Source organism: Paenibacillus sp. J22P143, from assembly GCF_059692035.1.
On record NZ_JCAUAQ010000032.1, the window covers coordinates 16,669 to 31,793 of the forward strand.

The following is a 15,125-nucleotide window of genomic DNA, read 5'->3' on the forward strand; positions in this document are numbered from 1 at the left end:
TCCATATTTTAGTGAACTGATTTAGATTTTCCTTCGTCTGTTTCAGGATACGTTCTGAAACAGAAGGGGGCTTTAAAGCGATGAAATCGCCGATCATGGATGATCCGAAGAAAAAAGAACTTTCTCATAAGAGACATTTTTCGCTGCGGATCAATCTTTTTTTCTTTGTAACCTTTGTATTGTTTTCCATACTCATCGTGCGGTTGGCTATGTTGCAGTTTGTTCAAACGAAAATACATAAAGCTGCAGAGAATAGAAATGGAACGCAAACAATTCAAATTGCTCCTATTCGCGGCAACATCTATGATTCCACGAAATCTCCACTTGCATATACCATCCCCATGCAATCATTATTTTTTCGGATTGATCCCAGCGCTCAAAAGTTAGATGACTTAATTGCTATAGCGGATCGGCTTAAAGTGGATGTATTCGACAAGTATGCCAAACCAAACTCGAAAAGTCCAACCCCGGAAGAAATCGTTCTAGCTATGGACATTGGATACGACTACCATAAAAATGAAATCAAAAAGCCGAGCTATTATTGGGTTCCGCGAAGAATAAAGGCGGATTTATCCAGCGATGAGATTGCCTATATTTTAGAGCATAGGGATGAATTTAAATGGTTAGACGTAACTGAGGAAAGCATTCGCACCTATGAAATGGATGATGACGGCCATACTACAATTGCTACCCATTTAGTGGGATATACGAATTCTTTTACTTCACCGACAGCCAAAGAAATCTATAAAGACAGCCCTATGGTTCAGGAATATTTAAACTCGGAAAATGTTGGATTCGATGGTATCGAACGCATGTATCAGGATGAGCTGCGCGGCAGAAATGGCAGCAAAACATATCCTGTTGATGCCGTTAACAAAATAATAGGGAGAGCCGAAGTCACGGCTCCCGTTAAAGGAAATAATTTGTATCTGACCATTCATAAAGATGTCCAGAAGGCGACAGAAAGAATGCTTGAGGAACATATTCGCTATCTGCGCAGCCCATCTCACGCTAATGATTTGTATCTAGGTGTTGGGATGCAGGCAGCTTCCGGTTTTGCAGTTGCTATGGAGGTTGATACAGGACGCGTGGTTACGATGGCGAACTTTCCGGATTACGATGCTAACGCGTGGACGGGGGGAAGAATGTCTGCAAGCGTCTATAAGGAAATCGAACCGTTTATTCCAAATGGCAGCATTCGAACCGCTAAAGCTAAATTCCCAGACGAAAAAGAAAATGCGAAACATCCATCATCGATTGTGTTTATGGGTTCCACGATCAAGCCTATGTCAGTATTGATAGGACTTAAAGAGAAATTTTTCAACGGGTACGGCAAGGTTTATTACGATACGGGGGCGTTTAGCTTTGGCAAAGGAGGTAATAGCACTATCGAAAATTCGGGGAAGGCTGCTTACGGGGAGATGGATGCAGCCGGGGCCATTGAACACTCCTCTAACACGTTTATGTCTGAAAAAGTCGGCATTCCTTTCTGGGCCAAATACGGCAAAGAGAATCCGGCTGTGACTGCCAAATGGGCAGAGTACATGGCGAAATTTGGAATGGGTATCAAAACAGGAAGCGGCCTGCCGGGTGAGCTTGCGGGATCTAATGATTTTATTAAAAATGCGGTGAAAGATAGTTATCAGTCAGCGATGGTTTACGCCTCTTGGGGACAAAATGAGAAAACGACAACCTTGCAGCTTGCTCAATATACAGCTACTTTGGCTAGTCGCGGGAAGCGGATGAAGCCGTTGTTTGCAGATGAAATTCGTGACTATCAGGGCCAATTGGTTAGAAAAATAGAGCCTGAAGTACTGGAGGACTTCTCCGCAGAGTTTGCCAAAGAGGATTGGAACACCATTATTCACGGGATGAAAAGTGGGGCAGAGGGGATTGAGGAGTTACCGTTTAATGTGGCACGCAAAACAGGAACTTCTACCCAAAGTGTGTCGGGAGGTTCGGTTGAAAATGCGGTGTTCATCGCCTTTGCTCCTGTCGAGAACCCGAAGCTTGCCGTCGCGGTTGTCGTGCCCGAAGGCGGCTTCGGGCGTTATGGCGCATCCCCGATTGCGGCGAAAATATTTCAAAGTTACGACGCAGTCAACGACGGTATTTTGACGAAGCTTGGCGGCGGGAAGCGTCCTTGGTAGGTGTGGGAATCAGCTGACGAGCCGGTATGCGGGAGTTGGCCGAAATGCCGGGGGCTGAGAGTCTGGAGATATCGAGAAGCTAGCAGCAGTTGGTATGGTAGCATCATCATTTCCTTGCCAGTTATGCATGGTGCTGATTATTAGGTTATTAAACTCTCAGGTAAAAAGTTGATCAAAAAGCGATGAATTTGGTTGAATCCGGTCAGCTGTGACTCCAGGACATAAGAAACCGCCTCAACTCTTGATACGGCTGCGATGAGGCGGTTTTTATGATTGTGTTATAATCTCATTTTGTTAGATTCTGTTGAATAAAAAACATGGTTATATGACGGAGATAGTTAGCGACCATCCTCCATTAATGAAAGCACCATGACCACCAGAACTATCAATAACATAAAGACTCCATATTCCATTGGGATTAATTCCATTAAATGCGCTTAATGCGGTAGCGTATGGTGCTGTCTGTGGTGCAGGTGGTGTTAGATTTGTATTATCTGCGACAGTTGGGACACTCGGCTGGTACGTACCAGATACTAGTGGTCCTCCAACCGGAATTGGACTTGGCGCGTTGTCGTCAATGGTAAAAGTCACGTTGGCTACAGGAGTGGTACCCCCTGTATGAGAAAAAATGAGTACATCTGTGCCATTGGGAGCAACTACTAACATCATATGGTGATTGGGTGGCCCAGGATCGTTATAGCTGTTAATCGTTACTGTAACCTTAATAACCGTACCTAGCAATCCTCCAACGGCAATGGTTGAAGGGTATGGGATAGTACTGTTGAAGCTAAGATTGGTGATGGGGGTTGGATTAGTAAATGTTTGAGTAATATTCAAAGCAGGGATTCCCTCATAATGAAGATTCAAACAATACTTCCCTCTGTAAGTTCCTGCAATACCAGGAACAGTAATAGTAACTTCATTAATTGTGTCTGTTGTGGTACTCCTGGTATTTTCCAAAGGAACGGTAATAGGGGTAGGAAGGGATGGGTTAGCTGTATTAAACGTAATCGAAGGAGCTGGGCCTGTCTCATAAATCACACTGATCGACCCCAGAGGAAAAATGATTCCAGGGGTCGTATAAACTGTTTCAGTAACTGGACCTCCACCTACTGGAACCGTTATTACAAAATTACCACACACCTTATCAGTTGAAAAATGTGGTTCTGGACAACAGCAATTAGCCATTCTATTATCACCTCCGTAGATGCTTTGTTTTATTGAAAACACCTAAAATAAGGTTATTATTTTTCGGAAAAACGCCCCTTATTTTAGGGCGTTCTTGTTTGATTATGATTTAGATATTATCGACGATAATGAAGATTTAAACAATATTTCCCTCTATAGATACCAACGGTACCTGGCGCAGTTATGACAACATCATTAATAAAGTCAGTGGTAGTGGTACGGGTATTTGATATGGGAACAGTAATAGGGGCAGGGAGGGATGGGCTTGCAGTATTAAACGTAATCGAAGCAGCTGGACCTGTCTCATAATACACACTTATTGACCCCAAGGGTAAAATGGCTCCTTGGGACGTATAAACTGTTTCTGAAACTGAAGCTCCAGTCGTAGTAACAGTAATGACAAAACTACCACATATCTCATCGTTAAAAAATTCAGGGTCCGAACAACAACAGCAGGACATTTGATCACCCTCCATAAAATAGTTGAGATAGCGAATTATAATATAAGCTAGCTCTGAAATATGATATGAATTCTATAAACTTGCCGTGTGGGGACTTGTATAAGGTGATAAGCGGAAAAAGTGGCAGTCTATTATTTAGAAATGCTAGGTTGATTGTATTAAAAGCCGATGAAGCGTCAAATAGCCCTCATCTTGGTGATAGATGTGGGCTATTTGACGCGTACATCCCCTACTTATATCGACTAATTGATGATTTCGATATTTTCTGATTCTTTTATTGTACAATCGTCATTTTGAAGTGGCGGAAAGAAACGGTTAGTTTTCTTTTTCTTGTCTTTATTCTTGCATTTTATCACCTGATAATAATGCGCTGTAATCGAAAACTTTCCCACACATTTATGGGTTCCAGTACTTGTGGAGCTAATTTCCAAGCTGGCGACAGACCCTAATGTTATTGATTTGGCTTGATTGTACTCTGTTACTATAAATAATGTGGTATCGGTAGTACCATCCCCTGTTGTATCTGCCTTAACAGTTAATGTACACTGTGGGCTTTGATTAAGTACGGTTATTGTCCCAAAGGGGAGATTTTGATTAATGTTTGTAGTACGCCAATATTGTACGGACTGCCCATTGCTTTCTTGCGATATGCTGCCACATATTTCATCAGTGATTAATTGCGTGGGTGGAGGAATCTTCCGCTTTCTTACGATATTTTTTTTGGTTTTGCAAATTTCGTGAGTTTTTCTTATATGACCTTTACGACAAGACAAAATAAGCCACCTCCTCTATCCTTCAGTTTATGACTAATGTTACATTTGTGAATAGACTGCTTGCCTGAGGAAAATATCTATATTAATTGTTACTGACAAACGAATTCTTGTTACTTGTCATCAAGGAAGGTCGCGTTCTGTTATGTTACTACTGTGGTTTTTAGGTGGAAAAGGAGGATCTTTTACACAAGCTTTTAAAGATATAAAAACAAAACGCCCTATTATTGAGCCTGATAAAAATTTCAAACCGCTAATTGAAGAGTGGAAGCGAGAAAATCCAAATTGAGTGAATAACTTAACTAATGGTAACCGATAGTGCAATTTAACTGTGGCATCCCATGAAGACATATGAGTTGATAATAGAATTATGGTGCGTTTAGCTATGAACAAGGGGGATTTTTAAAATGTCGATGGAAACAACAAACTATGGGCTAGATCAAAGAGAAAAGGTTATGACGGTGTCTTCATTTCTATATTCGCAAACGTACTGAACAACAATACTACTTTATAAAGTATACCAACATTAAATACTACAAAACAAAATGTCCGCTTTACCGATGCATCTAATATAGAGGTTTAAAAATGCCATAGGCTAGTGAAGATTTCCAATATAGTTTCAACCTAAGCTATTGCAGAACTATAGCAAAATAGACTTCAGGAGAAGGCTGCCGACAGCATAGAACGGCAGTCTTCTCAGCTTAACGGGCAGGATTGTTAAATAAATACAGGAAACTTATTCCATTTTTGCACGTCTAATTAGTGCAGTAGATATTAATATTAATGCCAAGGACAGGATGGGATTGTTATACAGTTTACTTATCTTCGAAGTATCGGTTCAATAACTAATATTCTAGGCGTTTTCTATTTGTCACCTGGCTTCGGAAGCGCATCGGATTTGAAAATAGGAGATTTTCTTTTTGTGTCCTTGCCAGGGAGCCGAACTCGATAAAGTGGGAAATAGGTACAACTAAGTCGGGGTATGGAGAGGTTAAGAAGATGAAAATATTTCTTGTTTTTTCCACCATTATTTTTGTCATTTTATTAGTTATAATCGGTGGGTATACAGTGCCTGAACAACACAAATACATCGTTCTGACGGGTAATACCGGCTGGGTTGAGGTAACGTTTGACCAAGCGGATTCTCCGCCGCTCGAGAAAGAGAACGGAACCTATGTTTTCCAAATTCCGGCTAGCGGAAAGCTGAAGACATCTTCCCCGATGAAAGAAGGAACTTTGAGAGTGTTCTACCTTGGTAGCGACGGAAATCTTACGGAAACGAACCATCATGAGGAAACTATACATGCTGTAAGCACCAAAAGCCATAGTACGAGTTACGCTGACGGACGTAGAGAAGACTCCCCAACGGTCGTTAGTTTTTTTCTAGGCGACAAAGAACAATGGGAAATTGAAGCTGAAAAGCTAAAAGAAGCTAACAGATAACTATAGTTGAACAAAACAAGGAGCAGTTCTGCCGCGTCAGCTACAACCTTTGCTATCTTAAAGGCAATTTAAAGTAAGAATTGGATTTCACACAGAAATGCGTATAAAATGGAAAAAAAAGTTAATTGAGAGGGCGGTGTTTACGGTTTGAGACTAATATGGAGAATAGGCTCTTCTTTGCTCTAGCTATGGCTTTTTTTTGGTAGTACACAAGGAATAGTCTTACTACAAAAAATAAAAATATAAATTCCCGCAGTAAATATATAAAGGGGAGGTTTCTTAACAAATTATTGTTTTATTCAATTGGAACAGTTTTAGTATGATCATGTTTTTGAGGTATGGATTCAATTGATGGAGGTATTGTCATTGTACATTTTAATATGTCATGTATTAACCCACCTAATTCTTGGCAGCATTTTAGCTTTTCTCATGCATTGTGCTTTTGGTAAGGCGCGTAAACAAATATTCATATTATTTTTTTACGGAGGAATCGTTGCAATAACACCTGATTTTTTTAAATACTTTTTTATCCCTGTATTGAGTCATTCTATATTGTTCGCTTTTTTCTTAGGAGTTGTTTTTTGCATCCTCACAAGGAAGAAGCCATTTAAGAAACATTTTCTGATTAATGTGGCCATTATTCTGGGAGCACACCTAATACCGGATTCTTTTGAACATGGTGTGCCTTTCTTTTATCCATTTGTAGATACAGAAATTAGTCTTGATATCCTACTGCTTGGAGATCCATGGTTTTTGTTTCCATTAATCATTGCTTTCTTTTGGATGTTTATTAAACCCACACAACGAAAACTTATTTATGTTCCTATTATGGTCTCAATAATGTACCTAATATTGAGAATTATAGGTCAGCAAATATCTATATACGAAATTAAACGGCAATTCGTTTTAACACCGGAAACTGTTATAAAAGTTGTACCCCCTGCAGAGAATTTAATTAGGCCAGGATTACCTTTTGATTGGATGCAGTGGCAATATTCTGTGTACTCTGAGCAAAGAGTAATTATCGGTGAATCCACGCTACTAGGCAAGCTAGACTCTCCTTTAATGAATGCGATCTATACATCAAAAGGATCGCTAATAAAAACGGAATCTTTAACGTACAGGAAAACTGAAAAAGATGAACCAGCATATAATGTTTTGTGGGAAAGGGAATTTCATGAAAAGCTATATATATTAGCAGAACATAAAGGTGAAGAGAGGGTTTTCATTTTAAAAGATAATTCATGGCATGTACCGGAAGACATTGATCAAAAAGATGTAATTTATTTGGAAAAAATGTAAAATTATAAAACTTACCAATTGTTCACTGCGTATAAACTTTAAAGTAGTAACAAGGAACATAAAAATTCAGTTTAAGAGAATAGAGGTAGATTCGGTATGCCTAAAATTAAATCAATAATACCATTTGCACTCATATTTTGTGCACTTATTGGAACTTATTTAATATTGAACAGATTGATAGTTCTTGATCGTACAAGTCAAGAATTAGGTATCTAGGATTTCCTTTCAACAGCTGCTGATGTAGAAGTATTAGTTGAAGGGACTGGTAAACAGAACATTAAAGGAGAATAAACATAATTTAATATAAATTGGAGAAAAAAATGATCCAATTAAACGCAATAGTTTTATTTTTAATTATCTTTGCCGCACTATATTTCTACGTCAGGAAAAAAGAAGATTTCACGCAACTAAAGCTGTCTGATAAAATAATTGGGTTTCTTTCGTTACTTTTATTAATTTGTGCTGCATGTGCCACTGTAATATTTGTGGAAATGGGTATTATCTACCTCGCTACTCTATTGGTTGGAGGAATCCAATTTAGTCCCCTCTTTGTTTGGCGCAGAAGTATCATTATTGGCAGCGTTTATTGTTACTGGACTATCCTTTTTGACTAACGCTATGATTAAAGAGAAATGAATACTCATTGGAAGAAGAAGAGCTTCCTCGCTACAGGCTTTCAATCAATAGCATGTCCTCACGGGAAATCAGCGGCAGATCACTTTGCGCTACGATCGTGGAAGGAAGCCTGTGATCACCTGGACGGTTGCTGTTGTCCTTCCAAGCTAGTGAATGAAGTTCCTGCTGTGCATTGTGATACCTAGCTTCCAGTTCCTTCACGTCCAAGAGACAATTGTAATACTCGGTTCTGGCAGCGGTCATGCGATCGATGATCGGCTGTAGCTCCTCTTGACGTACAGAAGCACGGTAAGGCCCATCCCAATCCAAGACTAGATCCCTGACCTGCTGCATATGAAGGGAAAGAAATGTTCTTTTTACTTCAGCTACCTGAAAGTTTTAAATTTGACCCGAACGATTTCACGTAGCAGTTCGTGATTAAAATCGGTATGAACTTCAATTCCGACGAGCCCAACATGGACTGTGAGAGATGATGAAGACGAGGAAAGCTCTGACGGTTCGTTTAATTTCCGAAGCCAGTATTTTAATTGGTGAATGGTTTGGCCATGTGCCTGGCACCAAGCGGACATGGTCAGACCGCTAGATATAAAATCTGTGATTCTAGCCGTCCATTCTTGCAAGCGTTGCTGTTTATCCATGAGATACCCCCCTTGATTTAGGATAGATTCATTTTCTCATGTTCTGTTGAGGTATGTAATGTGGGGAGTATTTGACGCTTACATAACAAAAGGTCAGTTTGCTTTTGCAGACTGACCTTTTGTTATTGTTTTCTTATCAGGGGATCGCTAGTATAGGTGGAATTATCTTTTACTAAGAAATTTATAATTTGCTTTAACATATCGCATTCCGATGGTGCTTAATACAAATTCGTTATCATGAGATTGTATAAGTACATTCTCGCCTTTAAGTTCACCTTGTAAAAAGATTGAGATTGGCTGTTGAAATACTCTCATCCGCTCGAAGTCTGAAGGTTCTAATGTGGTACAATGTGATTGTTGCTTAATCTCATTTATAGAGGTGAAAGAGTATGAATTCCGTTATCGTTAATTTAAATATTGATGACAACACTCCCGAGTTTCCAAGCAAAGATAATGTAGGACAGGTTGAAATAATAAGTAATAATCGAGTGATGATCAGCTTAAATAGAAACGGATTAATTGGCTTTGCACAGGAGTTACTGAGACTGGCTCATAATGACTTTACCGATGGTTATCATATACACGTCGATCCCAGCGAAAAGGGGTATGCGTCCCAAACAATGGGCTTTTTCTCGATGCCCAATAGTGCGGAGTTAATCATTTGTTGCTCAGAATTTGAACCGATTGATTCATATCTGAAAGAGTAAATAAATCACGGAAAGCAACTTTGAACAGCTGCTGCGGAACTAAACTAACGGCTAACTTTAGTTCAATAACATCAAGATAAGGCTACGCATCAAGATAATAAGAAGGGAGCTGTCCTTGGTCATTAAAGATGACTTGAGGATCAGCTCCTTTTTGCTGAAATTTAATCGAGTTTCATCGTCGACAAAACTTTTGCAACACACAAGTTCATTATCTATTGTCCGATCGTTTGATCAAGTTTGCCTTGTAAGCGGACAAGACGCAAAATGACAACCGCAGCTTGCGCTTTACTTACTTTAGCTAATGGCTCGAATGCGCCAGAGGACCCTTCCATAATTCCTAGTTCAACGGCTAATGCTACATCTGATTTGTTTGTAATCAAATTGCTGTCTGTGAAAGGCAGTTCTTTTAATGTGGGAGACAAGAGGCTAGACAGTTTATTGTACTTAAGAATATGAATCAATGAAGATGCCAACACTTCCCGTGTTAATTCTTGATCTGCGTTTAAATTAATATTTGAATCTGCATCCAGCCATTTTTGTTGTATGAATGTACGAACGGCATCAAAATAAGGACTGCTTTCAGTGATATCGGCAAAAATCTGCTTATCACTCATGTTTCCATTGTAATAATTTTTGTATTGAGGCGTCAAAGATGTAGCCATCATCGTCAACCAATCCCCATACTTGATCGTTTGGTCGGGGTTCAACTTACCCGAGTCATCTGTAGTAAGGACTTGATATTGGATCATGGTCTCCAGGTCTTTTTGTGCCCAGTGGTCAGAAATATCGGTTGGCTTCTCGGAAGATTGTGGGGATGGAGTCTGATATGACCATAGAGGTTTCCAGGTGCCGTCGGTTGCGTCCAACGCTTTGAAATTCAAGCTGCCGCTTTTCAAAACTGGATTGTACACTAATTTAGCAATCGGCTGTTCATACGCATAATTGAACATGTACCCACCAAAAGAATTTAACTGTAATTCGAGTTTCGTAGCTTCCCAAATTTGGGTCAGCGCCTGATCCTTAGAAACGTTTATTTTCAAAGCAGCCATAACTTGGTCATCCAAAACCGTCCTGTTTCCATAATAGTTAGTCACATTTCCCTGTAAATCCAATGTTAAGTTGACATTTTCTCCACTAACTGCCAACCCATTATAAAATCTTTGAAACAAAAAATAATAATTTTGCGGTGGGTTTGATGAAGCATCCGAGCTGTTGGTGGTATCGATTCGTTTTAAATCTTCACTAGCATTTGGATAAATAAGATTGATCACTTCTTCAGCTCGCTGTAGTGCTGCTTCCTTCGAAATTACGGGTTCATTTGATGCTGGTTTAGCAGCAGGCGGGTAAGGACCGTACATATCTGTCGAGTAATTTAAAATAATTCCGGTTTGAGCGTCTATGTTAGCTCTGTACGATCCGAAAGGCCCCATCCTAAGCTCTTCATTTCCCCAATTTAACGACCAGACTTTATGATTATCGCCGCTCCAACCCTCATTGAGGGATTTTTGCAGAAGCTTCTTTTCTTTTAGTACAGGGAAAGCTTGTTCCGCGATTTGTGCAGCTTGTTCGGCCGTCAATTCTCCATTTGCCGTGGGAGCGGTAAATACTTTATCTTTTTTAGGTACAGATACATAGTTTGATGCTTGCGTTTTGTCTGGCATGCTAAGTGTCACAAATTGCCCGGTTTGTCCATCAATCGGCTGAAGGCTTGGCACATATCCTAGCCACCAGGATTGGATTTTGATTCCCCCTTTACGCATCGGGATATATTGTAATTCTACTGTTTGATGTTCCTTAGCGAACGTCGTTGCTTGTTCCATCGTTATTTTTGGTACAGTGGTCGGGTAACTACTTAATTGAATGGCTTTATTAAACTGTAAGACATTTCCTTCACCGTCTAGCGTTACGTGAATCCCGCCATCATTCAATTTCACGCCATTAATTGTAATATTGAAATTGAAGGAATATTGAACAGGCCCAAACAAAGAAGTTTGGTCTTGATAAGGTGTATTATCATCGTTAATAAGCAAACTATCTGGCGCAATAGAAGGGGCAGCTTGAATAATAAAATCTTTAGCGAGCTGCTGTGCTTCTTCTCTAGTTACTTTGGGAGGAAAATGGTTGCTGTTGCTGCTGCGAGGATCATTAAGAAAAGGAACAAACATTTGAAGTAAGTCGCCATTCATAGCATCCACTCTGCTGCTGAAGCCATTAGTACCATTTTCTGTTTTGAATTGCCACTGAATTGTCCAGACTTTCTCATTACGTGGAGGGTATGTATTGGGGTCACCGAAATCAACAGATTGGACAGTAGCCTCTTTTAAAGCAGGAAACAGTTTTTTTGTAAGTTCAACAGCCTGATCTTTCGAAATTTTTGCATCCGCCATGTCCGCTTTGGTATCTGAAACCACTTTTAGTGGGATCGCAGTGCCCATATCAGCGGCCAGTGCACTTGAAGTGATTACACTTACTCCTATAACTGTTATACACATTGACTTTGCGAGCGTGTTCAGCGTTCGTTTCATTATTTTCATTCCATTCACTCCTCAAATATCTTTTTATGGAAAAAGATTCCATTACCTATTACGTATAAAAATGAGAAAAGTTTCTAATTTTTAAGGTGCCGCTAGAGGTAACTTATAATTTGTGTTTAAGAAATACCTATCGTTTCTCGCCATGTTCCGATCCTGAGTTGGACTGATTTCTAATGTGCTGCTTAATTTACCGTATTATTTCCATTGGAAACACGCTGCGGCGCTGAGGGACGGGCAGTATAGTTCATTCACATTGCGAATACTCTTATGTAAGGTGTTTTTGCAAAGTTTGTTGACTAGTCATTATGCGCAATTGGAGTAATCCTTTTAGTTAAGGAGCGTTAACATGCTTATGATCAGATTATCAGTAATAACTATTCTCTTTTTACTGCTAATTGTATCTGGAGTTGAATCCCATAAAAATAATCGTGTTAATGGAATAGACACCGGTCGTGTTAATGGAATAGGTACAGGGATACCTGAATTAAATTCCGTGATAATCAATTACTTCAATAACTTTGAGGATATTTATCGTTGGAGCGAATTTGCCACAGATGACTTTATTAAAAGAGTTTACTCCTTACGAACATCTGAAAATAAGTCAATAGAAGAAATGAAAAGTTTCATTTGAATTGTTTAACGGGAAGCACGAGCTTCCAATTACAGTCGAAAAAGGACAAAATTTTAAAATTACCATTGAAGCCGATCATAAGAACGGACGAAGTTATAACATGAAGATTTATGATGAAGAGGGACATGAGGTTCAGATGTCAAACAATCTCCCTGAAGCAAAGTATCAAAGTAAATTCTGGACTGAATTTCCAATTGATAAAGACGGCACGGTCAAGCTCATCATGTATGGCTCCCACTTCAGTGGCAGCTTTCATATAGATTGGAGCGTTAATTGATTGCTAATACTAAGACTTAATTTGAGCTTGTTGTTGCTATTGGACAGTTATCCGGGACATTGAGCTATCGAGAAACGAAAGTTGAGGGGCTTGCTTCGCGGTAAGCTCCTTTTTTCCTTCATTCAAGTAACGGACAGATTAATTCAGCAACTCGTTACTATAATTCGAAATATAGCTGATTATTTTGAGTCATATTATGAGTGGAGTCTTTTACTGATATCTCGTAGCTTCTCTGGGCTTAAATTTTCTTCGTTTGATTTTCTAACAGAAATGAGTAGGGAATATCCTACATTATTGTCAATTGGGCGTGCGTTTTTAAGCTTGTATAACTTATAGCGTCTTTTACTTGGGGGATAAGTAATATAAGCAGAGTGATCAGAAATGGGGGATAGACCCATTTTCTTCAATTTTGCCTTAGTGAACATATCTTCAGGTGCTTTATTAGCATTGAACTGTTTCATGTTACCTCATTTGATCGCTTGCTTTTTTCAATTATTTTATCAAAGCAATGGCCATTCTACTAAACGATAGTTGGACATTCAGGGAGAAGATCGCCGTGGCCGGCATCCGCTTCCTTTTAGTTGAAAGAATGGTCGGAATAGTAATGGTAATTTCTAAAATTCTTCGCTTAAAAGTTAATAGGGTAAGCAAAATCTAATAGTACCGAATTACCATTGTTGGTCCGCCCACTCTTCAAAGCTACTATCGCCAGTAGGAATGGTAACAGGCTCAATAGTAAGTATTATTGATGCAACATAAAGGATAACGATAAAAATCATTTTGTAATACATATACTTTTTCCACCTCAATTACCTAATGTTGTAAGTATAGACGCATTCAATGATGAAATTGTTGCGACCTAAACCGTTCTTTTTGAAACTAATCCATATATCCACGTCTAATGATTCGAGTTATTTAAGTCTTTTAAATGAAGGAGTTTTGTACGGATAACTGAGTGAAGATTTTGTGAAGCATATTTGTTAATAAGGTGAATTTAGTATAATTATCCAATTAAGATTATTACAAAGTTTATTTAGAGAAGGGTGTGTGTGTATGAAAAAGGTTGTTAAGTATGCAGTGGCGATGTCACTATTGTACGGTGGGTTTAGTTTTTTAGGCACCTCAGCTAAGGCGACAATTGATTTGATGTCGAATAGACAACTGGTTGTTCTATCGGAGACGGAACTGCTGGATGACTATAGATATCCAAATTCTATCGTTGGCTCGATTTCCGGAATGCAGATGGTAGAAGTGGCTTGTACTCTGAATGAACCGAATGAACCGAAAAACTGTTTAGCAAACACCCGAGGTAAAGAATATATACGTATAAAAACCTGGATGGGAGAAAAATGGATCGAGGATGATAACAAAATTACTGCTGGCGGATATTGGGAAGTAGACAGGGACATTACCCTTATTGAAGATATGAAGTTATATGGCCAACCCGATGTCGGTGTTTATTCCAAAACCGAACCACCTAAAGATATAATATCACCACAAAAGGTGCATGTAACAGCCGTTTATAAATATTTATACAAAGGGGCTCATACAGGAAGAGCAATGTTGGAAGCTCCAGTGTGGTATCGAATTTCTACTAAACAACAGGGGCAGAAGTGGATTGTCGATCCATTTATCCCTGAAGACTTTCTGCATGAGGAGAGGTCAACTGACAGAGTCGTTAAAATGACTGGGAAGGAATTGCTTTATGATCATCCCTATGAAGTTGTAGGTAAAGGTGTGAAAGCGACTCCTGGAATAGTTCAAGCGGTTGCAAGTTCCATTTTCAACATTAAGACTCAAATTTATGGATGGTTCAAGATTCAAATACAAGATGGAACTTATAAATGGGTTAAAACATATCCTCTATTTGAATCTGAGAGTGGTCCGCTAATGCAATCCGATTTAGATAACGAAAAAATTACACTGCGAACGGCCACACGTTATTTTGATATCGACAGTGACGCAAGCCTAAGTTTACAAAATTGGCTACAGCCGGGAACATATGTAGCTGACAGGATAAATGAAGGTTGGGCACGTATCCAAACTCCATTCGGTTGGAAAGTGGTCAACCTTGATAGAGCACCATTGGAAAGACCTCAGGGCATTACATTAACACAAGAAAAAGTACAATTAACCTCAGAAACAAAAACCTATTATTTCCCACTTACAGGAGAAGTTGCCCATGATGAAGGCACCTTCAAAGATCAGGAAGTCCTTTCTTTTGAAAAATGGATTTCCCCAGAGAAGGTCAATTGGTATCATATTTCAACTTACAGCGGGATCGTTTGGGTACCAGATAAACCGTTACAAGAATGAACAAAATACGTAAAATAAAAAGAGTGTAAATCTTTGTTGATTGAAAGTATTACTTTCTAAGAAGCTTGGCTA

The 15,125-nt window shown here is 39.3% G+C and carries 15 protein-coding genes; 8 read left to right on the top strand and 7 right to left on the bottom strand.

Annotation, left to right across the window (positions count from 1 at the left end):
* Nucleotides 1–80 precede the first annotated feature (80 nt).
* On the top strand, nt 81–2,150 hold the full coding sequence (locus tag AC58PQ_RS26305; protein WP_497246802.1) for a peptidoglycan D,D-transpeptidase FtsI family protein: 2,070 nt from the start codon (nt 81–83) through the stop codon (nt 2,148–2,150).
* A gap of 321 nt (nt 2,151–2,471) precedes the next feature.
* Here the strand turns inward: AC58PQ_RS26305 and AC58PQ_RS26310 are convergent, their stop codons facing one another.
* From AC58PQ_RS26310 to AC58PQ_RS26320, 3 genes are all read right to left on the bottom strand, one after another.
* Nucleotides 2,472–3,338, bottom strand: a complete 867-nt coding sequence (locus AC58PQ_RS26310; protein ID WP_497246804.1) for an S-Ena type endospore appendage — start codon at nt 3,336–3,338, stop codon at nt 2,472–2,474.
* A gap of 116 nt (nt 3,339–3,454) precedes the next feature.
* The gene (locus AC58PQ_RS26315) at nt 3,455–3,814 is read right to left on the bottom strand and encodes an S-Ena type endospore appendage (protein ID WP_497246806.1); all 360 of its coding nucleotides are present in this window, start codon (nt 3,812–3,814) and stop codon (nt 3,455–3,457) included.
* A gap of 227 nt (nt 3,815–4,041) precedes the next feature.
* Nucleotides 4,042–4,572, bottom strand: coding sequence for an S-Ena type endospore appendage (locus AC58PQ_RS26320; protein ID WP_497246808.1), 531 nt, complete (start codon nt 4,570–4,572; stop codon nt 4,042–4,044).
* Nucleotides 4,573–4,714: 142 nt separating this feature from the next.
* Here AC58PQ_RS26320 and AC58PQ_RS26325 point away from each other — a divergent pair, with 142 nt between their 5' ends.
* The 3 genes from AC58PQ_RS26325 to AC58PQ_RS26335 all read left to right on the top strand — a co-directional run bounded on the left by AC58PQ_RS26325 (nt 4,715) and on the right by AC58PQ_RS26335 (nt 7,314).
* Nucleotides 4,715–4,858, top strand: a complete 144-nt coding sequence (locus AC58PQ_RS26325) for a hypothetical protein (protein ID WP_497246810.1) — start codon at nt 4,715–4,717, stop codon at nt 4,856–4,858.
* 710 nt (nt 4,859–5,568) lie between these two features.
* Nucleotides 5,569–6,012 carry a DUF6843 domain-containing protein gene (locus AC58PQ_RS26330; protein WP_497246812.1) on the top strand — a complete coding sequence of 148 codons (444 nt, stop codon included), beginning with the start codon at nt 5,569–5,571 and terminating at the stop codon, nt 6,010–6,012.
* A gap of 366 nt (nt 6,013–6,378) precedes the next feature.
* Nucleotides 6,379–7,314 (top strand): metal-dependent hydrolase, encoded by a 936-nt coding sequence (locus tag AC58PQ_RS26335; protein ID WP_497246814.1) that lies wholly within the window; start codon nt 6,379–6,381, stop codon nt 7,312–7,314.
* Between the two features lie 666 nt (nt 7,315–7,980).
* Here AC58PQ_RS26335 and AC58PQ_RS26340 read toward each other — a convergent pair.
* Together AC58PQ_RS26340 and tnpA are read right to left on the bottom strand one after the other, a co-directional pair.
* Entirely contained in the window at nt 7,981–8,259 is a 279-nt protein-coding gene (locus tag AC58PQ_RS26340) for a hypothetical protein (protein WP_497246816.1), read from the bottom strand.
* Between the two features lie 56 nt (nt 8,260–8,315).
* On the bottom strand, nt 8,316–8,588 hold the full coding sequence (gene tnpA / locus AC58PQ_RS26345) for an IS66 family insertion sequence element accessory protein TnpA (protein WP_497246818.1): 273 nt from the start codon (nt 8,586–8,588) through the stop codon (nt 8,316–8,318).
* Nucleotides 8,589–8,977: 389 nt separating this feature from the next.
* On the opposite strand from tnpA, the gene AC58PQ_RS26350 reads away from it, so the two are divergent.
* Nucleotides 8,978–9,295 carry an Imm32 family immunity protein gene (locus tag AC58PQ_RS26350; protein ID WP_497246820.1) on the top strand — a complete coding sequence of 106 codons (318 nt, stop codon included), beginning with the start codon at nt 8,978–8,980 and terminating at the stop codon, nt 9,293–9,295.
* A 212-nt stretch (nt 9,296–9,507) separates the two neighbouring features.
* On the opposite strand, the gene AC58PQ_RS26355 is transcribed toward AC58PQ_RS26350, so the two are convergent.
* Nucleotides 9,508–11,829 carry a YcdB/YcdC domain-containing protein gene (locus AC58PQ_RS26355; RefSeq protein ID WP_497246822.1) on the bottom strand — a complete coding sequence of 774 codons (2,322 nt, stop codon included), beginning with the start codon at nt 11,827–11,829 and terminating at the stop codon, nt 9,508–9,510.
* A 346-nt stretch (nt 11,830–12,175) separates the two neighbouring features.
* Here AC58PQ_RS26355 and AC58PQ_RS26360 point away from each other — a divergent pair, with 346 nt between their 5' ends.
* Entirely contained in the window at nt 12,176–12,460 is a 285-nt protein-coding gene (locus AC58PQ_RS26360; RefSeq protein ID WP_497246824.1) for a hypothetical protein, read from the top strand.
* Nucleotides 12,461–12,560: 100 nt separating this feature from the next.
* Complete coding sequence (locus tag AC58PQ_RS26365; protein ID WP_497246826.1) at nt 12,561–12,737, top strand: hypothetical protein; 177 nt, start codon at nt 12,561–12,563, stop codon at nt 12,735–12,737.
* A gap of 194 nt (nt 12,738–12,931) precedes the next feature.
* On the opposite strand, the gene AC58PQ_RS26370 is transcribed toward AC58PQ_RS26365, so the two are convergent.
* Nucleotides 12,932–13,198, bottom strand: coding sequence for a hypothetical protein (locus tag AC58PQ_RS26370; protein WP_497246828.1), 267 nt, complete (start codon nt 13,196–13,198; stop codon nt 12,932–12,934).
* A 592-nt stretch (nt 13,199–13,790) separates the two neighbouring features.
* On the opposite strand from AC58PQ_RS26370, the gene AC58PQ_RS26375 reads away from it, so the two are divergent.
* Nucleotides 13,791–15,053, top strand: coding sequence for a hypothetical protein (locus AC58PQ_RS26375; protein ID WP_497246830.1), 1,263 nt, complete (start codon nt 13,791–13,793; stop codon nt 15,051–15,053).
* Nucleotides 15,054–15,125: the final 72 nt, after the last annotated feature.

Bases quoted from the DNA above. Each gene is read 5' to 3' on its own strand.
- AC58PQ_RS26305 (WP_497246802.1), top strand. From the start codon at position 81: ATGAAATCGCCGATCATGGATGATCCGAAGAAAAAAGAACTTTCTCAT.
- AC58PQ_RS26310 (WP_497246804.1), bottom strand. From the start codon at position 3,338: ATGGCTAATTGCTGTTGTCCAGAACCACATTTTTCAACTGATAAGGTG.
- AC58PQ_RS26315 (WP_497246806.1), bottom strand. From the start codon at position 3,814: ATGGAGGGTGATCAAATGTCCTGCTGTTGTTGTTCGGACCCTGAATTT.
- AC58PQ_RS26325 (WP_497246810.1), top strand. From the start codon at position 4,715: ATGTTACTACTGTGGTTTTTAGGTGGAAAAGGAGGATCTTTTACACAA.
- AC58PQ_RS26330 (WP_497246812.1), top strand. From the start codon at position 5,569: ATGAAAATATTTCTTGTTTTTTCCACCATTATTTTTGTCATTTTATTA.
- tnpA (WP_497246818.1), bottom strand. From the start codon at position 8,588: ATGGATAAACAGCAACGCTTGCAAGAATGGACGGCTAGAATCACAGAT.
- AC58PQ_RS26350 (WP_497246820.1), top strand. From the start codon at position 8,978: ATGAATTCCGTTATCGTTAATTTAAATATTGATGACAACACTCCCGAG.
- AC58PQ_RS26355 (WP_497246822.1), bottom strand. From the start codon at position 11,829: ATGAAAATAATGAAACGAACGCTGAACACGCTCGCAAAGTCAATGTGT.
- AC58PQ_RS26360 (WP_497246824.1), top strand. From the start codon at position 12,176: ATGCTTATGATCAGATTATCAGTAATAACTATTCTCTTTTTACTGCTA.
- AC58PQ_RS26365 (WP_497246826.1), top strand. From the start codon at position 12,561: ATGAAGATTTATGATGAAGAGGGACATGAGGTTCAGATGTCAAACAAT.
- AC58PQ_RS26370 (WP_497246828.1), bottom strand. From the start codon at position 13,198: ATGAAACAGTTCAATGCTAATAAAGCACCTGAAGATATGTTCACTAAG.
- AC58PQ_RS26375 (WP_497246830.1), top strand. From the start codon at position 13,791: ATGAAAAAGGTTGTTAAGTATGCAGTGGCGATGTCACTATTGTACGGT.